A 16,921-nucleotide genomic window follows, 5' to 3' on the forward strand; every position below is an offset into this window, starting at 1 on the left:
CCAAGTTAATATCAATGATGGGACCCGCACGCTGGCGCGCACCGGCTGACGCCAAACGAATATCAGCCGTTTGGCGCGAGCCTGCGGGCCCCAGCACAAGGAACGAACGCCTAACCGATTGACATCATCTTCCTACCTCCAAAATTTCCCGACCCATCCACCCAGCCACCGTGCCCCGTCAATTCGGTGAGAATCAGGGCAAGGATGGCAGAATGATACGGGGCAGAATGATGGGGTGGCGTAAGCTGGCACTGACCGGCTGATCCCACGAAGACCCTCGCTGGACGGCGCGACTTTTTTCAAGAATCATCGTGAATCCCCATTCAAACGCAGCGACCTTCGCCTGCAGGTGGATCTCTGGCGTTTTCCACGCTCTGGCGAACGTAGCTACGACCGTGTGAAGCATTCAATTTGAAGCATGTCACTTGCATCGCCAGTTGGCGAATCTGTGCATCGGGAATCCTCTCCGGCGCACCAATCGCGTACACTAGTCACGGTTCGGACGGGGCCGCCCCCGACTCGTCTCCCCTGCCACTTTCCCACGTCGATTTTTCGAATGCCGCGTTCCGCGTTTTTCCTATTCGCCTTGCTCACCGTCCCGCTGATCGTCGGCTGTGAAGGCTGCACGACGACCCCGACGGCCGACCCCAACGCCCAAGAAGAGAATGCACCGCAGGAGGCCTATTCGACTCGCTCGGCGATCGTGTTCCCATCGGACCAAAGCGAGTCGATCGGCGCGGTCAAACCGGGGCACTGGATGACGGCGGAGCAGTCGATCCGCAGCAACAAGGCTGACACACGCGGAGAACTGTCCAGTCGATCGGAGGTGATTCTGCGCGACATCAACATGGAACGCACCGGGACGATCGAAAGCCTGCATTCGGTTCGTCCGGTCGTGTTGCCCAAGGGCCAGATGCGCGGATTTGATTTCCGTTTCCGATGCCCGACTCCCAATTCCATCGACATTCGACGCATCAACCTGTCCAGCCGTTTCGTCCCTCGCAGCGGCGGCATCTTGGATACCGGTGGTCAACCATTCAACGTGATGCGCGGCAGCGAGTATTTTTTCGTCGTTTTGACCGAGCGTCCCGAGCGATTCACGCGTCTGCAAACGGCCAATTGGACACGATCGTTTGAATCGGAGATCCAAGACCCGACCGGACACAGCAACTATCGCGTGGTGGTGCCGGATGCAAGCGACTTGCTGCCGTTGCCGGAAACGATGTTGGATTGGTCCAGCACCGCCGTGGTGCTTTGGGACGACCTGTCCGAAGACGCGTTGACGCCGCAGCAACACACCGCGCTGGCCGACTGGATTCGCTTCGGCGGTCGTTTGATCGTCAACGGGCCGGCGGCCGGCGACGCCATCGCCAACACCTCACTGTCCGACGTGTTGCCGCTGGTCCCGACCAGCAATATCGAACTGGATGGCAACGCGGCGGCGGAGTTGTTGACCAAGAACTCCGTGGCGACGGATCGATCGTTACAAAAACAAATCGAACTGGTTCGCTCTCAGATCAGCCACATCGCCGTCGACGGGCGTCTCGATCCCGACGCATCAGCCATCGACAAGACGGCGTCACTCGTTTTGGAACGACGCATCGGTCGCGGCACCGTCATCCAACCGCGGTTCGATTTGACCGACAACTGGATCGAAGCATGGGACTCGTACGACAGCTTCGTCAACAGCGTGATTCTGAATCGTCCCCCGCGGGAATACGTCGAACCCAGTTTCGGCGACGTCAGCCAAGAAGAATTGGCCGAACAAGGATACAACCCCACCGAACTGCGATTGTTTTTCCAAGGAACCACGCTCCGCAGCGACGCCGCGGTGAACTCCAGATTCCGCATCACCACCCGCGACAGTCTGCTCGCCGGCACCGACGACGAGGAGAAAAAGAAGAACAGTCCCTTCGACGCGTTTTCCAGGGTGGACGCAGTGACGGGCATTTCCGCCTGGAACGATTCCAGCGACGCGATCACGATGCTGCAACAAAAGCTAACCAGCGAAGCGGGGATCGAGATTCCGGGTTCCGCCCTGGTGATTCGATCGCTTGCGATCTATTTGATCGTGTTGGTGCCGATCAACTATCTCGTTTTTCGCTTGATGAATCGGTTGGAGTACGCTTGGTTTGCGGTCCCGTTGATCGCCGTGATCGGTGCGGCGTTTGCCGCCCGGCAAGCACAGCTGGATATCGGCTTTGCCCGCAGCACGACGGAACTTGCGATCCTGGAAGGACACGCCGGATACCCCCGCGCGCATTTGACCCGCATGATCGGCATCTACAATTCACTGTCCAGCCGCTACGAGTTGCAATTTCGCACGGTCGACGGCATCGCAGTCCCGCTGGACAACGAGCCGGATCCGAACACCGACATCCGACCGCTCATCCGCACCTCGTTCGAAGAAGGCCCATCGCTGGCTGATTTTGCCGTCAACAGTAACCGAATGCGTTACGTCCACAGCGAAGAGATGGTGGACCTGGGCGGCGCGATCGAATTCGACGGCGACAACACCTTGACCAGCGAAGCCGACATCGAGTTTTCAGACACGCTCGTGGTGCGAAAGAATGATCAAGGAGACACGGAAATCGCCGTGGTCGGGACCTTGAATCGCGGGGAGACCAAGACGGTTGAGTTTAACACGACCGAGCGTTCAATGGTCGCCAACGATTTGCCGATGCAAGCCGACGACCTGATGAGACGATTGGCGGCGACCGATTCCGTTCCCAACGGGACGATCCGCTTGATCGCACGAATCGATGGTGCGCTCGATGGACTCGAAATCTCGCCCGCGGCGAGCCAGCAATCGGCGCAGACCATCGCCATCATTCACCTGAAACATGCCGATCTGCCCGAACCGGTCGCCGACAAGAACCTTGTCAGTGACTTTCGCCGTGTAAACCGCATCGAGACCACGACACCGGAATCGGAAGATTCGAAACCGGATTCGGAAGCAACCGACACGACCGACAACAAGACGCCGCCGACGGAGAGCGAGTGAGATGATAACGTTGACAGGATTCGGAAAGGACTATGGAGACTTCACCGCGGTGCAGGAGTTGGATCTTCATATTGAAGCCGGGGAGACGTTCGGATTCATCGGCCCCAACGGTGCAGGCAAAAGTACGACGATTCGATTTTTGGCCACGCTGTTACGGGCCACACGCGGTCGCGGTGAAGTCGCCGGATGTGACGTCATGGCCGATCCGGTCGGCGTTCGTCAAGCCGTCGGCTACATGCCCGACAACTTCGGCGTGTACGACGGCATGCGAGTCTGGGAGTTTTTGGATTTCTTTGCCGTCGCCTACCGGATCGGACGCAAGGACAGAAAACAGATCATCGACAACGTCCTGGAACTGTTGGATCTGACGCACAAACGCGACGATTTTGTCAACGGATTGTCTCGCGGCATGAAACAACGACTGTGTCTGGCCAAAACCCTGGTGCACGACCCGCCGGTCTTGATTCTGGATGAACCGGCCAGCGGCCTGGATCCCCGAGCGCGCGTCGAAGTGAAAGAGTTGCTCAAAGAATTGCGCCGCATGGGCAAAACGATTCTGATCAGCAGCCACATCCTGACCGAACTGGCGGATTGTTGCACTTCGATCGGCATCATCGAACGGGGACAACTGTTGATGAGCGGTCCGATCGAAACGGTCTATCGGCAGATCCGACGAAACCGGCACGTCGAGATTCAGTTCGTGTCCGGTGAAGAGGCCGGGCTGTCGATCTTGCGCAGCAGCCCTGCCTTGCGATCGATCGAACAAGAACCGACCTGCATCGTCGCCGAACTAGAAACCGACGACGAAGGCTTGGCGACGCTGATGGAGACGATGATCGCCGAAGGAGTTCGCTTGCGTTCGTTCAATGATCGCGCCCCGACCTTGGAAGATGTCTTCATGACCGTGACCAAGGGCCTGGTGACGTGATCCGATGTCTTGCGTCGGTAGCCTTGGTCGTTGCCGTCATTCTGGGATCGACCTGGCCGACGCTGTTGGGAAAACGCATCGCCTTTCGCGACGTCAACCATTTTTACTTGCCGCTGTATGATTACGTGGCCGAGCGGACGGCCACTGAGTGGCTTCCGTTCTGGAACCCGCTCGATCACACCGGCATGCCCCTGATCGGTGAGACGTCGACGGCGGTCTTGTACCCGCTGCGATGGCTCGTGTATGCGTTTCCGCTGGCCAGCGATCGGCTGTCCAACGAATCCTTGATGAGCATCTATTTGATCGTTCATCTGTTGTTGGCCTCCGCCGCCGCGGCCTGGCTGGCCAAGTCGATCGGCTGCCGGCCGTTAGGGGTGTTCGTGGCGGCAATCGTTTATCCGCTCTCGGGCAGCGTTTTCTCGCTGTGTTGCAACCCTCCATTCTTGGTCGGTGCGGCGTGGATTCCGTTCGCCCTGGGCGCCTGCCTGCCGACGATAACCTTGGCGGGCGGATCTCGTTCGACGCGCCGGCGGATTGTGATCGCCGCCACCGCTCTGGCCATGATGGTGCTCGGCGGCGATCCCCAGTCGGCACTGCACTGCGTGATGACCGCCGGTGCGATTTCGCTGTTCCACGCCAGGAGTCAATTTCGACAAGCCCGTGATCAAGGCCGGACGTGGTGGCAAAGCGAGTGCGTCCGCACCGTCGTCGTCAGCGTGAGCGGCTGCGCGTTGGCCGTCGGGATCAGCTCGATCCAAATCGCGGCGTCGTTGGATTGGAGTCGCCAAAGTGTTCGCGCGGCGCGTGTTGCCCAACGCAGCGAGGTCTACGAGTTTTCGCTCGCCCCTTGGCACGCCATCGAAACCGTCTCGCCACGTCCCTTCGGCAATCTGTTTCCCATCCATCGGCGGATCGCCAACGTGATCCCGGGCGAAGGACGGATGTGGACGCCGTCACTCTACGCGGGTTTGATCGTGGGGTTCGCACTGCTTTGCCGTCTGGTCCGACCGCGAAGCTATCTTGCCGAACCTTGGCTGGCCGTCTCGCTGGTCAGCTTGGCGATTTGTTTCGGACATTTCGGACTGGTCTGGTGGCTGCAACAGATCCCCGGTGTGCTCGAGCATAGCGACAGCGCGATCGGGGGACCGTTTTGGATGCTCTGTCAGTGGATTCCCGGCTACAGTTCGTTTCGCTATCCGGTCAAATGGTTACCGATCTTCGCCATCGCCAGTTCCATGGTCGCGGCGCAGTGGATTTCGTCCCAGCGTGACAGACGTGAATTGCCTTTGGCGTTGATGCTGCTGGTTGGTTTTGTCGCTGGCGGCGTGTCGGCGCACTTGGCCAGCGAGCAATGGGAACGCTGGCTACCGCTCGACCCCGACAGGCTTCCGATCGATGAATATTGGGGACCGCTGGACGTGGCCGGCAGCCTGACGTTGATACGTGCGTCGTGTTGGTGGACGGTCGCGGTGTTGTGTGTGCTGGTCGGATTGCGTCGGTTTACCGAGTGGCAAGATCGGCGCCGGCCCGCAATTTGGATCGGCAGTGCATGGGTCGCCTTGATCGCGCTGGATGCGATCGTCAACACGTCGACCTTGTTGCCCCGAGTGGACGTTTGGCGGGAACGACAGTTGGCACACCAGGCAAGTCCGGCTCCGATCCCGCGGACACGCACCTTACGCACGCAAGCCGGGATGTGGCCGCAGCGATGGCGGACCACCGGATCCATCGATCGCCCGCTGGAAGTCGCCGCAAGCGAACGGATTGCCTGGTTCGGACGTTGGCACCTGATTCATCGACAGGCGGTGTTCAACAGCATGGTCAGTATCAAGAGCCGCAGCTACGGAGAGTTCTGGTGGTCGTGCAACCACCACCTGCAGAGTCTCGATCGCGAACAACGCTCGGCGTTTTGGAAGGCGATCCGTCAGTGGCTGGCGATCGGAGCGGTCTCGCACGTCGACGGCCACTCGGCCACCGCCGCCGATGGAATGACATTGGTCTCGGTGGAACGCCGGATGACCGAACCGGTCCGCGACGTCCGCGTTTTCACCGATTGGTTGCCGGAAAAACCGTTGCGTGAATTGGTACCAGAAATCGGCCTTCGCCGCGGACTGCCGTTGCCCCACCTCGCGGCGGCTCCACCGTCGTCCCGCTCGGCCGCTGCAGCCCCGGCTGGTTCCAGCACACGATCGGCTGAACGATCCGCCGGGCGATCGGCACGCGTCGAACGCGCGGCCGACGGAACGATCGTCGTCCGCTGCGACATCGACTGCGTACTAGAACGATGTGTCTATCAAGACGGCAATTGGCAGGCCCGGCTGGACTCCGTCACCGGTGATTCCTCCCGATCGCTGCCGGTTTTCCGCAGCAGCCACTTGAATCAGGCGGTGGTCATCCCACCAGGAAATTGGCGTGTGGCGTTTGAGTATCGGCCGTGGTGGAAAGCGCCGACGCTCGTCGTGGCGACTTCAGCAGCCATTTTGCTGGCGATTTTGGTCTTTTTGCCGAACCAATTCGGCAAGGCGACGGTCCGGGGAATTGTGTTTTTCCTGATCCGCGGTAGGCTGCTGCGCTCGTTTCGACCCTACACTCGTTAAAAATTCAACACCCCAGGGACTCCCTATGACCCAGCGTCGTGGATCTGATTTCGCCGGACTATCGGTCGCCATCATCACGCCCTTTGCCAACGGCGGAGTGGACTACGACCGGTTGAAACAGCAGATCGAATTCCAAATCGAAGCGGGCACGCGTTGCATCGTTCCCGTTGGGACGACCGGCGAATCGCCGACGTTGACGCACGACGAGCATGAGCGCGTGATCGCGGAGACGATTCAGTGCGTCGCCGGACGCGCGAAAGTGATGGCCGGTACAGGCAGCAACAGCACCGCCGAAGCACTGCGTTTGACGAAACGGGCCGCGGACGAAGGTGCCGATGCGACGCTGCAGGTCGCACCCTATTACAACAAGCCGACCCAAGAAGGCTTGTACCAGCACTTCAAAGCGGTTGCCGAAGCCGTCGACATTCCGGTCTGTGTCTACAACATCCCCGGCCGCACCGGAAAAGAAATCGACGTGTCGACCATCCAGCGATTGGCCGAACTGCCGGGCATCACGATGGTCAAGGAAGCAACGGGCAAACTGGATCAGTGCTCGGCGATCGTCGGCACGACCGATTTGACCGTGCTCTCCGGCGACGACTCGCTGACGTTGCCGATGATGAGTGTCGGAGCTGAAGGCGTGGTGTCGGTCGTCGGCAACCTGGTTCCCGGCGACATGATCAAATTGGTCCGGGCGGCCAGCAGCGGCGATTATGAACTCGCTCGCAAAATGCATCATCAGTTGTTCGCCCTGTGCAGCAACATGCTGGGGCTGGCCACCAACCCGATTCCGGTCAAGGCCGCGATGCGGATGGTCGGACGCGACACGGGAGAATTGCGTTTGCCGATGACTCCCCTGGACGAAGCGGCCGAAAGCCAGTTGCAGCAAACCATTCTCGCCTACGGTCTGGCGAGCGCCGCAGCGGTTTGATTCGGCTGGGCGACGTTTCCGTCGCGATCAGCGAATGCCTGGACGCCGGCGTGATCCGGCGGGCGTCCGACGACGTTATTCTTTCACGCGGAATCGCGTGACGGGACCTTGGACGGCGGTCAGCGATTCGATCTCCGCGGTCGCCAACTTCGCCGCACCCTCGGTCGCTTCGTGCGTCATGATCACCAGCGGCACCAGTTCCAGGTCCCCGCCGGCGGCTTCGGTCTCGTGCTGGATCACCGAGGCGATCGAGATCGCATGCTTGGCCAAGACGTTGGCGATGGCCGCCAGCGTCCCGGGATGATTGGCGACATGCAGCCTCAGGTAGAACCGCCCTCGCAACGTTTCGGCGTCGCGGAGGATGGCGCGGGGAGGATTGTCGCTGGAGAAATATTCCAGCGTCTGAAAGGTCAGCTTCGTTCGACCGACCGCGGTGTCGATCAAATCGGCCACGACAGCGGACGCCGTCGGCATTTGGCCGGCTCCCAGCCCATGGAAGAACACGGGGCCGACGGCATCACCGATCGCGCGAATCGCATTGAACGCGTTTCGCACTTCGGCCAGCGGCGTCCCGATCTTCAACAGCGTCGGCGAAACCGACAGTTCCAAGCCGTCGTCGGTCAGATTGGCGACGGCCAGTAATTTGATTCGATAGCCCAGTTCCCGCGCGTAGCGCAGATCCACCGGATCCAACCCGTCGATGCCGACTTTGGGGATGTCATTCCAGTCGACGGCGGCGCCGAACGCCAGGTGTGCCAAAATCGCCAGCTTTTGCGCCGCGTCCGTCCCGTCGACGTCCATCGTCGGATCCGCTTCGGCGTACCCGAGTTCCTGCGCCGTTTTGACGACTTCCGCATAGTTGGAACCGAACTCGTCCATCTGGCTGACGATGAAGTTGCTGGTCCCGTTCAGGATCCCTTCGAGCGATTGCAGCTGGTTGGCCGACAGGCACTGGCTGATGTTGGCGATGATCGGGATGCCGCCTGCCACAGACGCTTCGAATGCGATGCTGCGTCCCAATTGTCGGGCGCGATCGAACAGTTCCGGACCGTGCTCGGCCAGCAGGGCCTTGTTCGCGGTGACGATGTCTTTGCCCGATTCCAGCAACCGCAGCATGATCGATCGAGCGGGTTCGAGCCCGCCGATCAGTTGCGCCACGACGGTGATTTCCGGATCGTCGACGACTTCATCGATCGAATCGGTCAACACACCTTCGGGCAGATCGATCCGTGCAGCGGCTTTGGCAAGGTCTCTGGCGACCGCCTTGCGCAACCACAACGTTCGACCGGCATGACGCGCCGTGCGGTCTCCATGATCAAGCAACAGACGCGCAACACCGCTACCAACAGTTCCCAGGCCAACAATGGCAATGTTTGTCTTTTCCATGACGCCAGATGTTACCCGCCCGACCGCGTTTCAACGAGACCCGGCACTAGCGATGCATGTTGATGAATTGCCAGCCAGAAATCTTCCAGTTCGGCCCGTAGGGACGACACCAGCGACACTGCGCCAACATTTTGATCGGCCCACCCTTAAGCGACTCAATCGTCAGCACCGCCGTGGACCGCTCGGGGATCTCGTTTTGCGTGATCAGCCCAATGCCGGCGGCAGAAACGTTTCGCGAAAATGCCATGATTTCTTGCTGAGCCCCTCGGATCAGCAACGCCACGGGCCGGACCAGATGCTCGCGGTGCGACGAACGGTTCTCGATGCGATCGTAAAACGCGTCTTCCTCGAGAAGATCCCGAATGGCGTTCTCGACGTCCATGTTCGGTGCGGTACCGGAAAGACGCAACATTGTGGGCAGACTCCTGCACGTTCTGTGGGTGACGCGTGGTTTCTTGCGTCGGCAAGGGGATTCCAGGGATGTTGATCGGGTGCGGGTTCGGGTCAGGCAGACTATGCCGACACCGAAGCTTCCCGTTAACTTCAACCTTGCCGGGCGTTCTGCCCGCGTGCAAATGGATTTCCGCACGAATGCTCAAGAAATCGCCCGGGATGCCATGACCAATTCGATCGGCCCCTTCACCCTGCCACGATCTGGTCACCGACCACCCCCCTAATTGGAATAGTGAACAGCGAGCCCAAGCGTCCAGCGCAACCCACCGTGCGAGCGTTACAGCGACCGCAGATAGTCCGCGCTTTGCTGAATGCTTTTGACCGGGTGCGGCGAGTGGTCTTGCTCGACGTGGCAGTGTGACACGCCGGCATCCGCGGCGGCGGCCAGGATCGGTTCCATCGGGATCACGCCGTTGCCCAGTTCCTTGAACGCTTCCTTGGGGATGCCGTCGTATTGCGGCGGCGTGACGGATCGATCCAGGTCCTTGAGGTGCAACTGCGTCACGCGTCCGGAGAGTTTGCGAATCAGATCCGCGGCATCCAATCCACCGACGGCGACCCAGAAGACGTCAATTTCAAACTTCATGTCCTCTGAAAACTGTTCGACAAAAACGTCATAACCACACTTGCCGCCCTCGAGCGGTTTGAATTCAAAGGCGTGATTGTGGTAGGCCAATTGAATCCCCGCGCGTTTCGCTTTCTCGGCTGCCACGTTGCACCGCTCTGCGACCTGCTTGTACTGGTCCAACGAACCACGCAGTTCGGCGCCCAGGTACGGGACCACGACGTGGGTCAGTCCCAGGTCGTTGGCTTTGTCGAGCAGCTCTTCAAACGGCTGAACGCCTTTCTGGTCAGGCTTTAGGATTCCGTCGGTGTTGATGTGCGACGAATGGACCGCCATCCCATTGGCTTTGGCTTCGCGAATCATGTCGTCCGCGCCGGGGAACCCATACGGTTCGACTTGCTTGTACCCCGCCTCGGCAACTGCTTTCAACGTGCCCGCGACGTCCTTGCCGATTTCGTTCCGCAGCGTGTAGAGCTGGATGCCGATCTCGTTGCGATACTTGTTGTCCGATTCCAGGGCGCTGAGCCACTTGGATTGAGCCAGGGCGGCGGTCAGCGCTGCACCGGTCGCAATGAATTGACGTCGTTTCATGGTTGTGATGGTGTGTGGGGGAACGAAAAGCAAAGGAGATCGATGAACAATCGTGGGGCGTGTAGGCATTCCCCACGCGATCAGCCGGCTCGCGCACGCGTTCGGGCCCCGTGCGTGAACGCGCGAGGCCCGTGAGCTACCGCCAACCGGCTGATTACCGGTCGGGCGTATCGATGGGAAACCGCGGCGTCAACCGACTTGCATCGCCGTTCCCATCGTAACCCCTGGCGCGGGCAAATTGCTCTCGCCTTGCAGAAAAAGATCGATCGCGCGAGCGGCACCCCGCCCCTCGTTGATCGCCCACACAACCAGACTCTGGCCGCGGCGACAGTCCCCGGCGGCAAAGACCTTGTCGATGTTCGTCGCAAACTGGCCGTGTTCCGCCTTGAAATTGCTCCGCGGATCGGTCTCCATCCCCAGCGATTCGGGGACGTACTGTTCCGGCCCCAAGAATCCCATCGACAGCAGGATCAATTGGGCAGGCCACTGTTTTTCGGACCCTTCGACCTCGGCCATCTGCCATTTTCCCGACGCGTCTTTGGTCCATTCCACTTCGACGGTCTTGATGCCCGCAAGCTCGCCGGCGTCATCGACGACGAATTCCTTGCTGAGGATCTGGTACTCACGAGGATCGCGGCCGAACTTGGCTTCGGCTTCTTCGTGTCCGTAATCGACACGGAAGATGCGAGGCCATTCCGGCCACGGATTATCCGAGGCACGCTCTTGCGGCGGTTTGGGCAGCAGTTCGAAATTGACCAGGCTGCGGCAACCGTGTCGCAAACTGGTCGCAATGCAGTCGGTTCCGGTGTCACCACCCCCGATCACGATCACGTCTTTGCCTTCGGCGCTAATGAAGCCGTCGCCGAGCGTTTCTCCGTGCACGCTTTGCCGCGTGTTGGCGGTCAGAAACTCCATCGCAAAATGAACGCCCTTGGCGTCCCGGTTTGGGATCGGCAGGTCGCGCGGTTTCGTGGCGCCACACGCCAACAGAACGGCATCGTTGTCGTTGACCAACTCCTTGGGGTCGACGTCGACGCCGACGTTCACGCCGGTCACGAACTTGATCCCTTCGGCACTCATCTTGTCCACGCGGCGCTGGACCGCTTCTTTGGAAAGCTTCATGTTCGGAATGCCGTATTGCAGCAATCCGCCGATGCGATTGGCCCGTTCGTAAACGGTCACGCTGTGACCGGCTTTGTTCAACTGATCCGCCGCGGTCAAACCGGCCGGGCCGCTGCCGACAATCGCAACCGATTTACCGGTCCGGCTTTCCGGCGGTTCGGGCACGATCCAGCCCTCTTCCCAAGCCCGGTCGACGATCGCGTTCTCGATGTTCTTGATCGTCACCGGCGGGTGATTGATCCCCAACACACAGGATCCCTCGCACGGCGCCGGACACGTGCGTCCGGTGAACTCGGGAAAGTTGTTGGTCTTGTGCAACCGCTCGATCGCTTCCTTCCAACGGTTGTTGTAGACCAAGTCGTTCCATTCGGGAATCAAGTTATCGATCGGACACCCCGTGCCGGACTGACAAAACGGGACGCCGCAATCCATGCAACGGGCGCCTTGTTCGCGGAGATGATCGATTTTGTGTTCGGTGTAGATTTCGTCGTAATCGTTCAGCCGAACGACCGGCAATCGCCACGGTACTTTTTTACGATCAAACTCTTTGAATCCGGTTGGCTTTCCCATCAGTCTGCTCTTGGTCTTACGTTTTGGATGTATTGGAAATAAAGTTGTTGCGGCAAGCTGGGGACGCTTGCGGATTGGGCTGGCAAGCTGGAAGCTTGCGTGCTTACTCGTAGGCAAGCTGGAAGCTTACCCCACGGGGGCTGCTTGTTCTTTCTGTGCCAGCAGCACGCGTTTGTAGTCCACGGGCATGACTTTGACGCACTGTGACATGAACGTGTCCCAATCCTCGAGTGCTTCGGCGGCGACTTCGCTACCGGTGTACTGCTTGTGCCGAGTGATCAACTCTTTGATTTCGGCTTCCTCGTCCGAATCGTCGATCCGCTCCAGTTCGACCAATGCCAGGTTGCACTTGATATTGAAATCACCGCTGCGATCCCAGACGTAGGCGATCCCGCCGGACATTCCGGCGGCAAAGTTCCGTCCGGTTTCGCCGAGGATCACGACGCGACCGCCCGTCATGTATTCACAACCATGATCGCCGACGCCTTCGACGACGGTCTTGGCACCGCTATTTCGCACACAGAACCGCTCAGCCGCACGACCGCGGAAAAACGCTTCTCCGCCGGTCGCCCCGTACAAGCACACGTTGCCGACCAAGATGTTGTCTTGCGACTTGAAACTGCTCTGCTTGGGCGGATAGACGATGATGCGACCACCGCTGAGCCCCTTGCCGACGTAATCGTTGGCGTCGCCTTCCAGATCGATGGTGATGCCGTGGGCCAAGAAGGCCCCCAAACTTTGACCCGCCGATCCGGTCAATTGAAGTCGAATGGTGTCGTCGGGCAGCCCCATTTGGCCGTAGACCTTGGCGACCTCGTTGCTGAGGATCGTTCCCACGGTCCGGTTGATATTGATGATCGGTGATTCGATCACAATCGGCTCTTTGGTTTCGATCGACTTGCGTGCCTGGTCCAACAACACCGTCATGTCCAATGATTTTTCCAAACCGTGATCTTGGGTCTGGCTGCAAATCACTTGAACGTCCGGGTGCGGCTTGGTGGCGACTCGCAAAATCGCGGTCAAATCCAAACCGTCCGCCTTCCAGTGTTTGATCGCGTCGTCGGTGTGCAACACGTCGCTGCGACCGACCATTTCATCGATCGTTCGGAAACCGAGTTCGGCCATCAGGCGACGCGTTTCTTCGGCCACCATGAACAGGTAGTTGACGACATGCTCCGGCTTGCCGGTGAACTTCTCACGCAGGTAGGGATCTTGAGTCGCGATCCCGACCGGGCAGGTGTTCAGATGGCACTTCCGCATCATGATGCAACCGAGCGTGATCAGCGGCGCGGTCGAAAAGCCGAACTCTTCGGCCCCGAGCAATGCGGCGATCACGACGTCGCGTCCGGTCTTGAGTCCACCGTCGGTCTGCAACACCACGCGGCTACGCAGATTGTTCAACACCAGCACCTGGTGCGTCTCGGCAATCCCCAACTCCCACGGCAAACCGGCATGTTTGATACTGGTCAACGGCGACGCCCCGGTCCCGCCGGTGTCACCGGAAATCAGAATGTGATCGGCGAACGCCTTGGCAACACCACTGGCGATCACACCGACGCCGACTTCGGAAACCAGTTTGACGCTGATCCGGGCGGCACGATTCGCGTTCTTCAAATCGTGAATCAACTGCGCCAGGTCTTCGATCGAGTAGATGTCGTGGTGCGGCGGAGGACTGATCAGGCCCACACCCGGCGTGCTGTAACGAATTCGGGCGATGTTGTCATCGACCTTCTTCCCCGGCAGCTCACCGCCTTCACCTGGCTTGGCACCCTGCGAAATCTTGATCTGAATCTCGTCGGCATTGGTCAAGTATTCGATCGTGACGCCGAAGCGGCCCGAGGCGACTTGTTTGATCGCCGAACGTTTGGAATCGCCGTTTTCGAGCGGTTGGAATCGCAACGGGTCTTCACCGCCTTCGCCGGTGTTGCTTTTCCCGCCCAGACGGTTCATCGCGATCGCCAACGTCTCGTGCGATTCGGCACTGATGCTGCCGAAGCTCATCGCGCCGGTGCAGAACCGTTTGACGATTTCCGACGCCGGTTGAACCTCTTCCAACGGGATCGAGTTTCCGGTTTCCTTGAACCGCAGCAACCCGCGAAGGGTGCAGCGGGAGCGGTTGTCGGAATTAATTTTGTCAGCGAACTTCCAGTACGCGTCTTCGTTGTTGTTCCGCGCGGCGATCTGCAAGTCGGCGATCGAATCGGGCGACCAAGCGTGCTTTTCACCTTCGGCCCGCCAATGGTACTCGCCCAGGTTGGGCAGGGTCGGCAAGTTATCGCTCTTGCGTTTGGGATACCCCAACGCGTGGCGACGGAGCGTTTCTTCGGCGATCACGTCAAAGGAAACGCCCTGAATTCGGCTGGCCGTTCCGACGAAGCACTTGGCGATCACTTCGTCCTTCAATCCCAGGGCTTCAAAGATCTGGGCACCCTTGTAGCTTTGCAGCGTGCTGATCCCCATCTTGGCCATCACCTTGAGCATGCCCTTGGCGACGCCCTTTCGATAGCTGGCGACAATCTTGTCATCATCCAGCGACGGATCCATCAACGCGTCGCGGCGTGCTTGCCAAAGGGCTTCAAAGGCCAGGTAGGGATTGATCGCATCGGCACCGTAACCGATCAACAGGCAGTGGTGGTGGACCTCGCGAGCCTCGCCCGTTTCGACGACCAACCCGATTCGCGTCCGCTTGGCCTGTTTGACCAGGTGATGGTGGACCGCTCCGGTTGCCAACAGGGCGCTGACCGGAACACGGTTGGGTCCGATCTTGCGGTCCGAAAGCACCACCAATTCAATCCCGTCGTCGGCCGCCGATTCGGCCTCGGCCGAGATTCGGTCCAGCGTTGCTTGCAGCCCCGCCTTGCCTTCGCTGCGGTCGAACGTGATGTCGATCACGCGACTTTGCCAGCCCTCGTGGTTGATGTGGGACAGCGCGGCGAGTTCCTCGTTGGTCAGAATCGGGTGCTCGACCAACAAACGGTGGCAGTGCGCCGGCGTCGCGTCCAACAGGTTTTGCTCGGGCCCGATGTAGCATTCCAGCGACATGATCACCTCTTCGCGAATCGAATCGATCGCCGGGTTGGTGACTTGCGCGAACAGTTGCTTGAAATAGTCATAGATCATGCGGGGCTTGTCCGACAGACACGCCAGCGCGCTGTCGTTGCCCATCGAACCGACCGGGTCACGCAGGTCTCGGACCAGCGGACGCAACATGAAATTCATCGTTTCGCTGGTGTACCCGAATGCCTGCATGCGGTGCAGTAGCGTGTCGCTGTCAAACCCGTGCGGTTCCGCTTCCGGATGCAGGTCCGACAGACGGATACGTTCTTGACGGAGCCAGTCGCCATAAGGCATCGCTTTGGCGAAATTGGTTTTCAGCTCCTCGTCGGGAATCAGTCGCCCCTGTTCAAAATCGATCAGGAACATTTTGCCCGGTTGCAAACGGCCCTTCTCTTTGACGATGGCCGGATCGACCGGCAACACACCGACCTCGCTGGCCATGATCACGCGGTCGTCGTGGGTGACGTAGTAGCGACTGGGACGCAAACCGTTTCGGTCAAGCGTCGCGCCGATGTACTTGCCGTCGGTAAACGCGATCGATGCCGGGCCGTCCCAGGGTTCCATCATGCACGAGAAATACTCGTAGAACGCCCGCTTGTCTTCGCTCATCGAGTCGTGTTTCTGCCAGGCTTCGGGAACCATCATCATGATGGCTTCCTGCAACGTGCGCCCGTTCATCAACAGGAACTCGAGCACGTTGTCGAACGTTCCCGAATCGCTGCAATCGGGCTCGACGACGGGAAACAGTTTTTGCAACTCCTCGCCGAACAACTTGCTTTCGGCGGTCCCCTGACGCGCCTTCATCCAGTTGCTGTTGCCACGCAGCGTGTTGATCTCGCCGTTGTGGCTCATGAATCGCAACGGCTGGGCGCGGTCCCAGCTGGGGAACGTGTTGGTCGAAAATCGACTGTGGACCATCGCCAGGTGCGTTTCGAAATCCGGGTCGCGGAGATCGGGGAAGTACGGCAACAGCTGCGCCGGCGTCAGCATCCCCTTGTAGATGATCACCTTGGTGCTGAGCGAGCAAATGTAGAACATCAGCGCCTGCTTGAGCGTCTTGCTGCCGCGCAACAGGTGGCTGGCACGCTTGCGAATCATGTACAGCTCACGCTCGAACGCTTCGCCCTTGAGTCCATCGGCGGCACCGACAAACAACTGTTCGATCACAGGTTCGGCGGCACGTGCGGTGGGACCGACATCAGCGAAATCGGTCGCCTGGTGCACGTCGCGCCAGCCGTAGAACACCTGACCGCGATCGGCGATCAGCTTTTCAATCGTCTGCTTGCACTCGGCCCGCTCGGCGTCGTCCTGGGGCAGGAAGACCAGCCCGGCACTGAATCGCCCCGGCTCGGGCAAGTCGACGCCCAAGTCTTCCTTGGCCACCTTGGCAAGAAACTTGTGCGGCAGCCCACACATCATGCCGCAGCCGTCACCGGTGTTCGGTTCGCAACCGCAGGCACCACGGTGATCCATCGCGCGGAGGATCTCGTCGGCGTCGAGCACGTTTTGATGGCTGGGAACACCCTTGATGTGAGCGATGAACCCGACCCCACACGCATCTTTCTCGTGCTCAGGGTCGTACAACCCTTGCTTTTTGGGCAGGTGAAACAGTGGATCACGCATCTCGATTTCTTTCGTTGATGTCATCGGAGTGAAGGCTTCAGTTTCGTGTGTGGGGATGATTCGCCTCTGCCGATGCGAACCGTGGTCTTGATTG

General features: G+C 59.7%; 9 protein-coding genes. 4 read left to right on the top strand and 5 right to left on the bottom strand.

The window, feature by feature from the left end; all coding sequences use genetic code 11:
• Positions 1-556: 556 nt before the first annotated feature.
• Genes TBK1r_RS05935 through dapA form a run of 4 tightly spaced genes read left to right on the top strand, consistent with a single transcriptional unit; the run spans position 557 to position 7,460 of the window.
• Positions 557-3,004 carry a hypothetical protein gene (locus tag TBK1r_RS05935; RefSeq protein WP_145208091.1) on the top strand — a complete coding sequence of 816 codons (2,448 nt, stop codon included), beginning with the start codon at positions 557-559 and terminating at the stop codon, positions 3,002-3,004.
• A gap of 1 nt (position 3,005) precedes the next feature.
• Positions 3,006-3,932, top strand: coding sequence for an ABC transporter ATP-binding protein (locus TBK1r_RS05940; protein WP_145208093.1), 927 nt, complete (start codon positions 3,006-3,008; stop codon positions 3,930-3,932).
• Positions 3,929-6,529 carry a hypothetical protein gene (locus tag TBK1r_RS05945; RefSeq protein WP_145208095.1) on the top strand — a complete coding sequence of 867 codons (2,601 nt, stop codon included), beginning with the start codon at positions 3,929-3,931 and terminating at the stop codon, positions 6,527-6,529. Before TBK1r_RS05940 ends, TBK1r_RS05945 begins: the two co-directional genes overlap by 4 nt.
• Before the next feature lie 25 nt (positions 6,530-6,554).
• On the top strand, positions 6,555-7,460 hold the full coding sequence (gene dapA / locus TBK1r_RS05950) for a 4-hydroxy-tetrahydrodipicolinate synthase (RefSeq protein WP_145208097.1): 906 nt from the start codon (positions 6,555-6,557) through the stop codon (positions 7,458-7,460).
• A gap of 75 nt (positions 7,461-7,535) precedes the next feature.
• Here the strand turns inward: dapA and TBK1r_RS05955 are convergent, their stop codons facing one another.
• From TBK1r_RS05955 to gltB, 5 genes are all read right to left on the bottom strand, one after another.
• Positions 7,536-8,846, bottom strand: a complete 1,311-nt coding sequence (locus tag TBK1r_RS05955; protein WP_145208099.1) for a homoserine dehydrogenase — start codon at positions 8,844-8,846, stop codon at positions 7,536-7,538.
• A 46-nt stretch (positions 8,847-8,892) separates the two neighbouring features.
• Positions 8,893-9,258 (bottom strand): PilZ domain-containing protein, encoded by a 366-nt coding sequence (locus TBK1r_RS05960; protein WP_145208101.1) that lies wholly within the window; start codon positions 9,256-9,258, stop codon positions 8,893-8,895.
• A 318-nt stretch (positions 9,259-9,576) separates the two neighbouring features.
• Positions 9,577-10,455, bottom strand: a complete 879-nt coding sequence (locus TBK1r_RS05965; RefSeq protein WP_419581017.1) for a sugar phosphate isomerase/epimerase family protein — start codon at positions 10,453-10,455, stop codon at positions 9,577-9,579.
• Positions 10,456-10,644: 189 nt separating this feature from the next.
• Positions 10,645-12,147, bottom strand: coding sequence for a glutamate synthase subunit beta (locus TBK1r_RS05970; protein ID WP_145208105.1), 1,503 nt, complete (start codon positions 12,145-12,147; stop codon positions 10,645-10,647).
• Between the two features lie 126 nt (positions 12,148-12,273).
• Positions 12,274-16,851, bottom strand: coding sequence for a glutamate synthase large subunit (gene gltB, locus TBK1r_RS05975; protein ID WP_419581018.1), 4,578 nt, complete (start codon positions 16,849-16,851; stop codon positions 12,274-12,276).
• Between the last annotated feature and the right edge of the window lie 70 nt (positions 16,852-16,921).

It is taken from the genome of Stieleria magnilauensis, assembly GCA_007753675.1.
GTDB classification, from domain to species: domain Bacteria; phylum Planctomycetota; class Planctomycetia; order Pirellulales; family Pirellulaceae; genus Stieleria; species Stieleria magnilauensis.

Excerpts from the sequence above, each read along its gene's own strand:
- dapA (WP_145208097.1), top strand. The coding sequence starts at position 6,555 with ATGACCCAGCGTCGTGGATCTGATTTCGCCGGACTATCGGTCGCCATC.
- TBK1r_RS05955 (WP_145208099.1), bottom strand. The coding sequence starts at position 8,846 with ATGGAAAAGACAAACATTGCCATTGTTGGCCTGGGAACTGTTGGTAGC.
- TBK1r_RS05940 (WP_145208093.1), top strand. The coding sequence starts at position 3,006 with ATGATAACGTTGACAGGATTCGGAAAGGACTATGGAGACTTCACCGCG.
- TBK1r_RS05935 (WP_145208091.1), top strand. The coding sequence starts at position 557 with ATGCCGCGTTCCGCGTTTTTCCTATTCGCCTTGCTCACCGTCCCGCTG.
- TBK1r_RS05970 (WP_145208105.1), bottom strand. The coding sequence starts at position 12,147 with ATGGGAAAGCCAACCGGATTCAAAGAGTTTGATCGTAAAAAAGTACCG.
- TBK1r_RS05965 (WP_419581017.1), bottom strand. The coding sequence starts at position 10,455 with ATGAAACGACGTCAATTCATTGCGACCGGTGCAGCGCTGACCGCCGCC.
- TBK1r_RS05960 (WP_145208101.1), bottom strand. The coding sequence starts at position 9,258 with ATGTTGCGTCTTTCCGGTACCGCACCGAACATGGACGTCGAGAACGCC.
- gltB (WP_419581018.1), bottom strand. The coding sequence starts at position 16,851 with ATGACATCAACGAAAGAAATCGAGATGCGTGATCCACTGTTTCACCTG.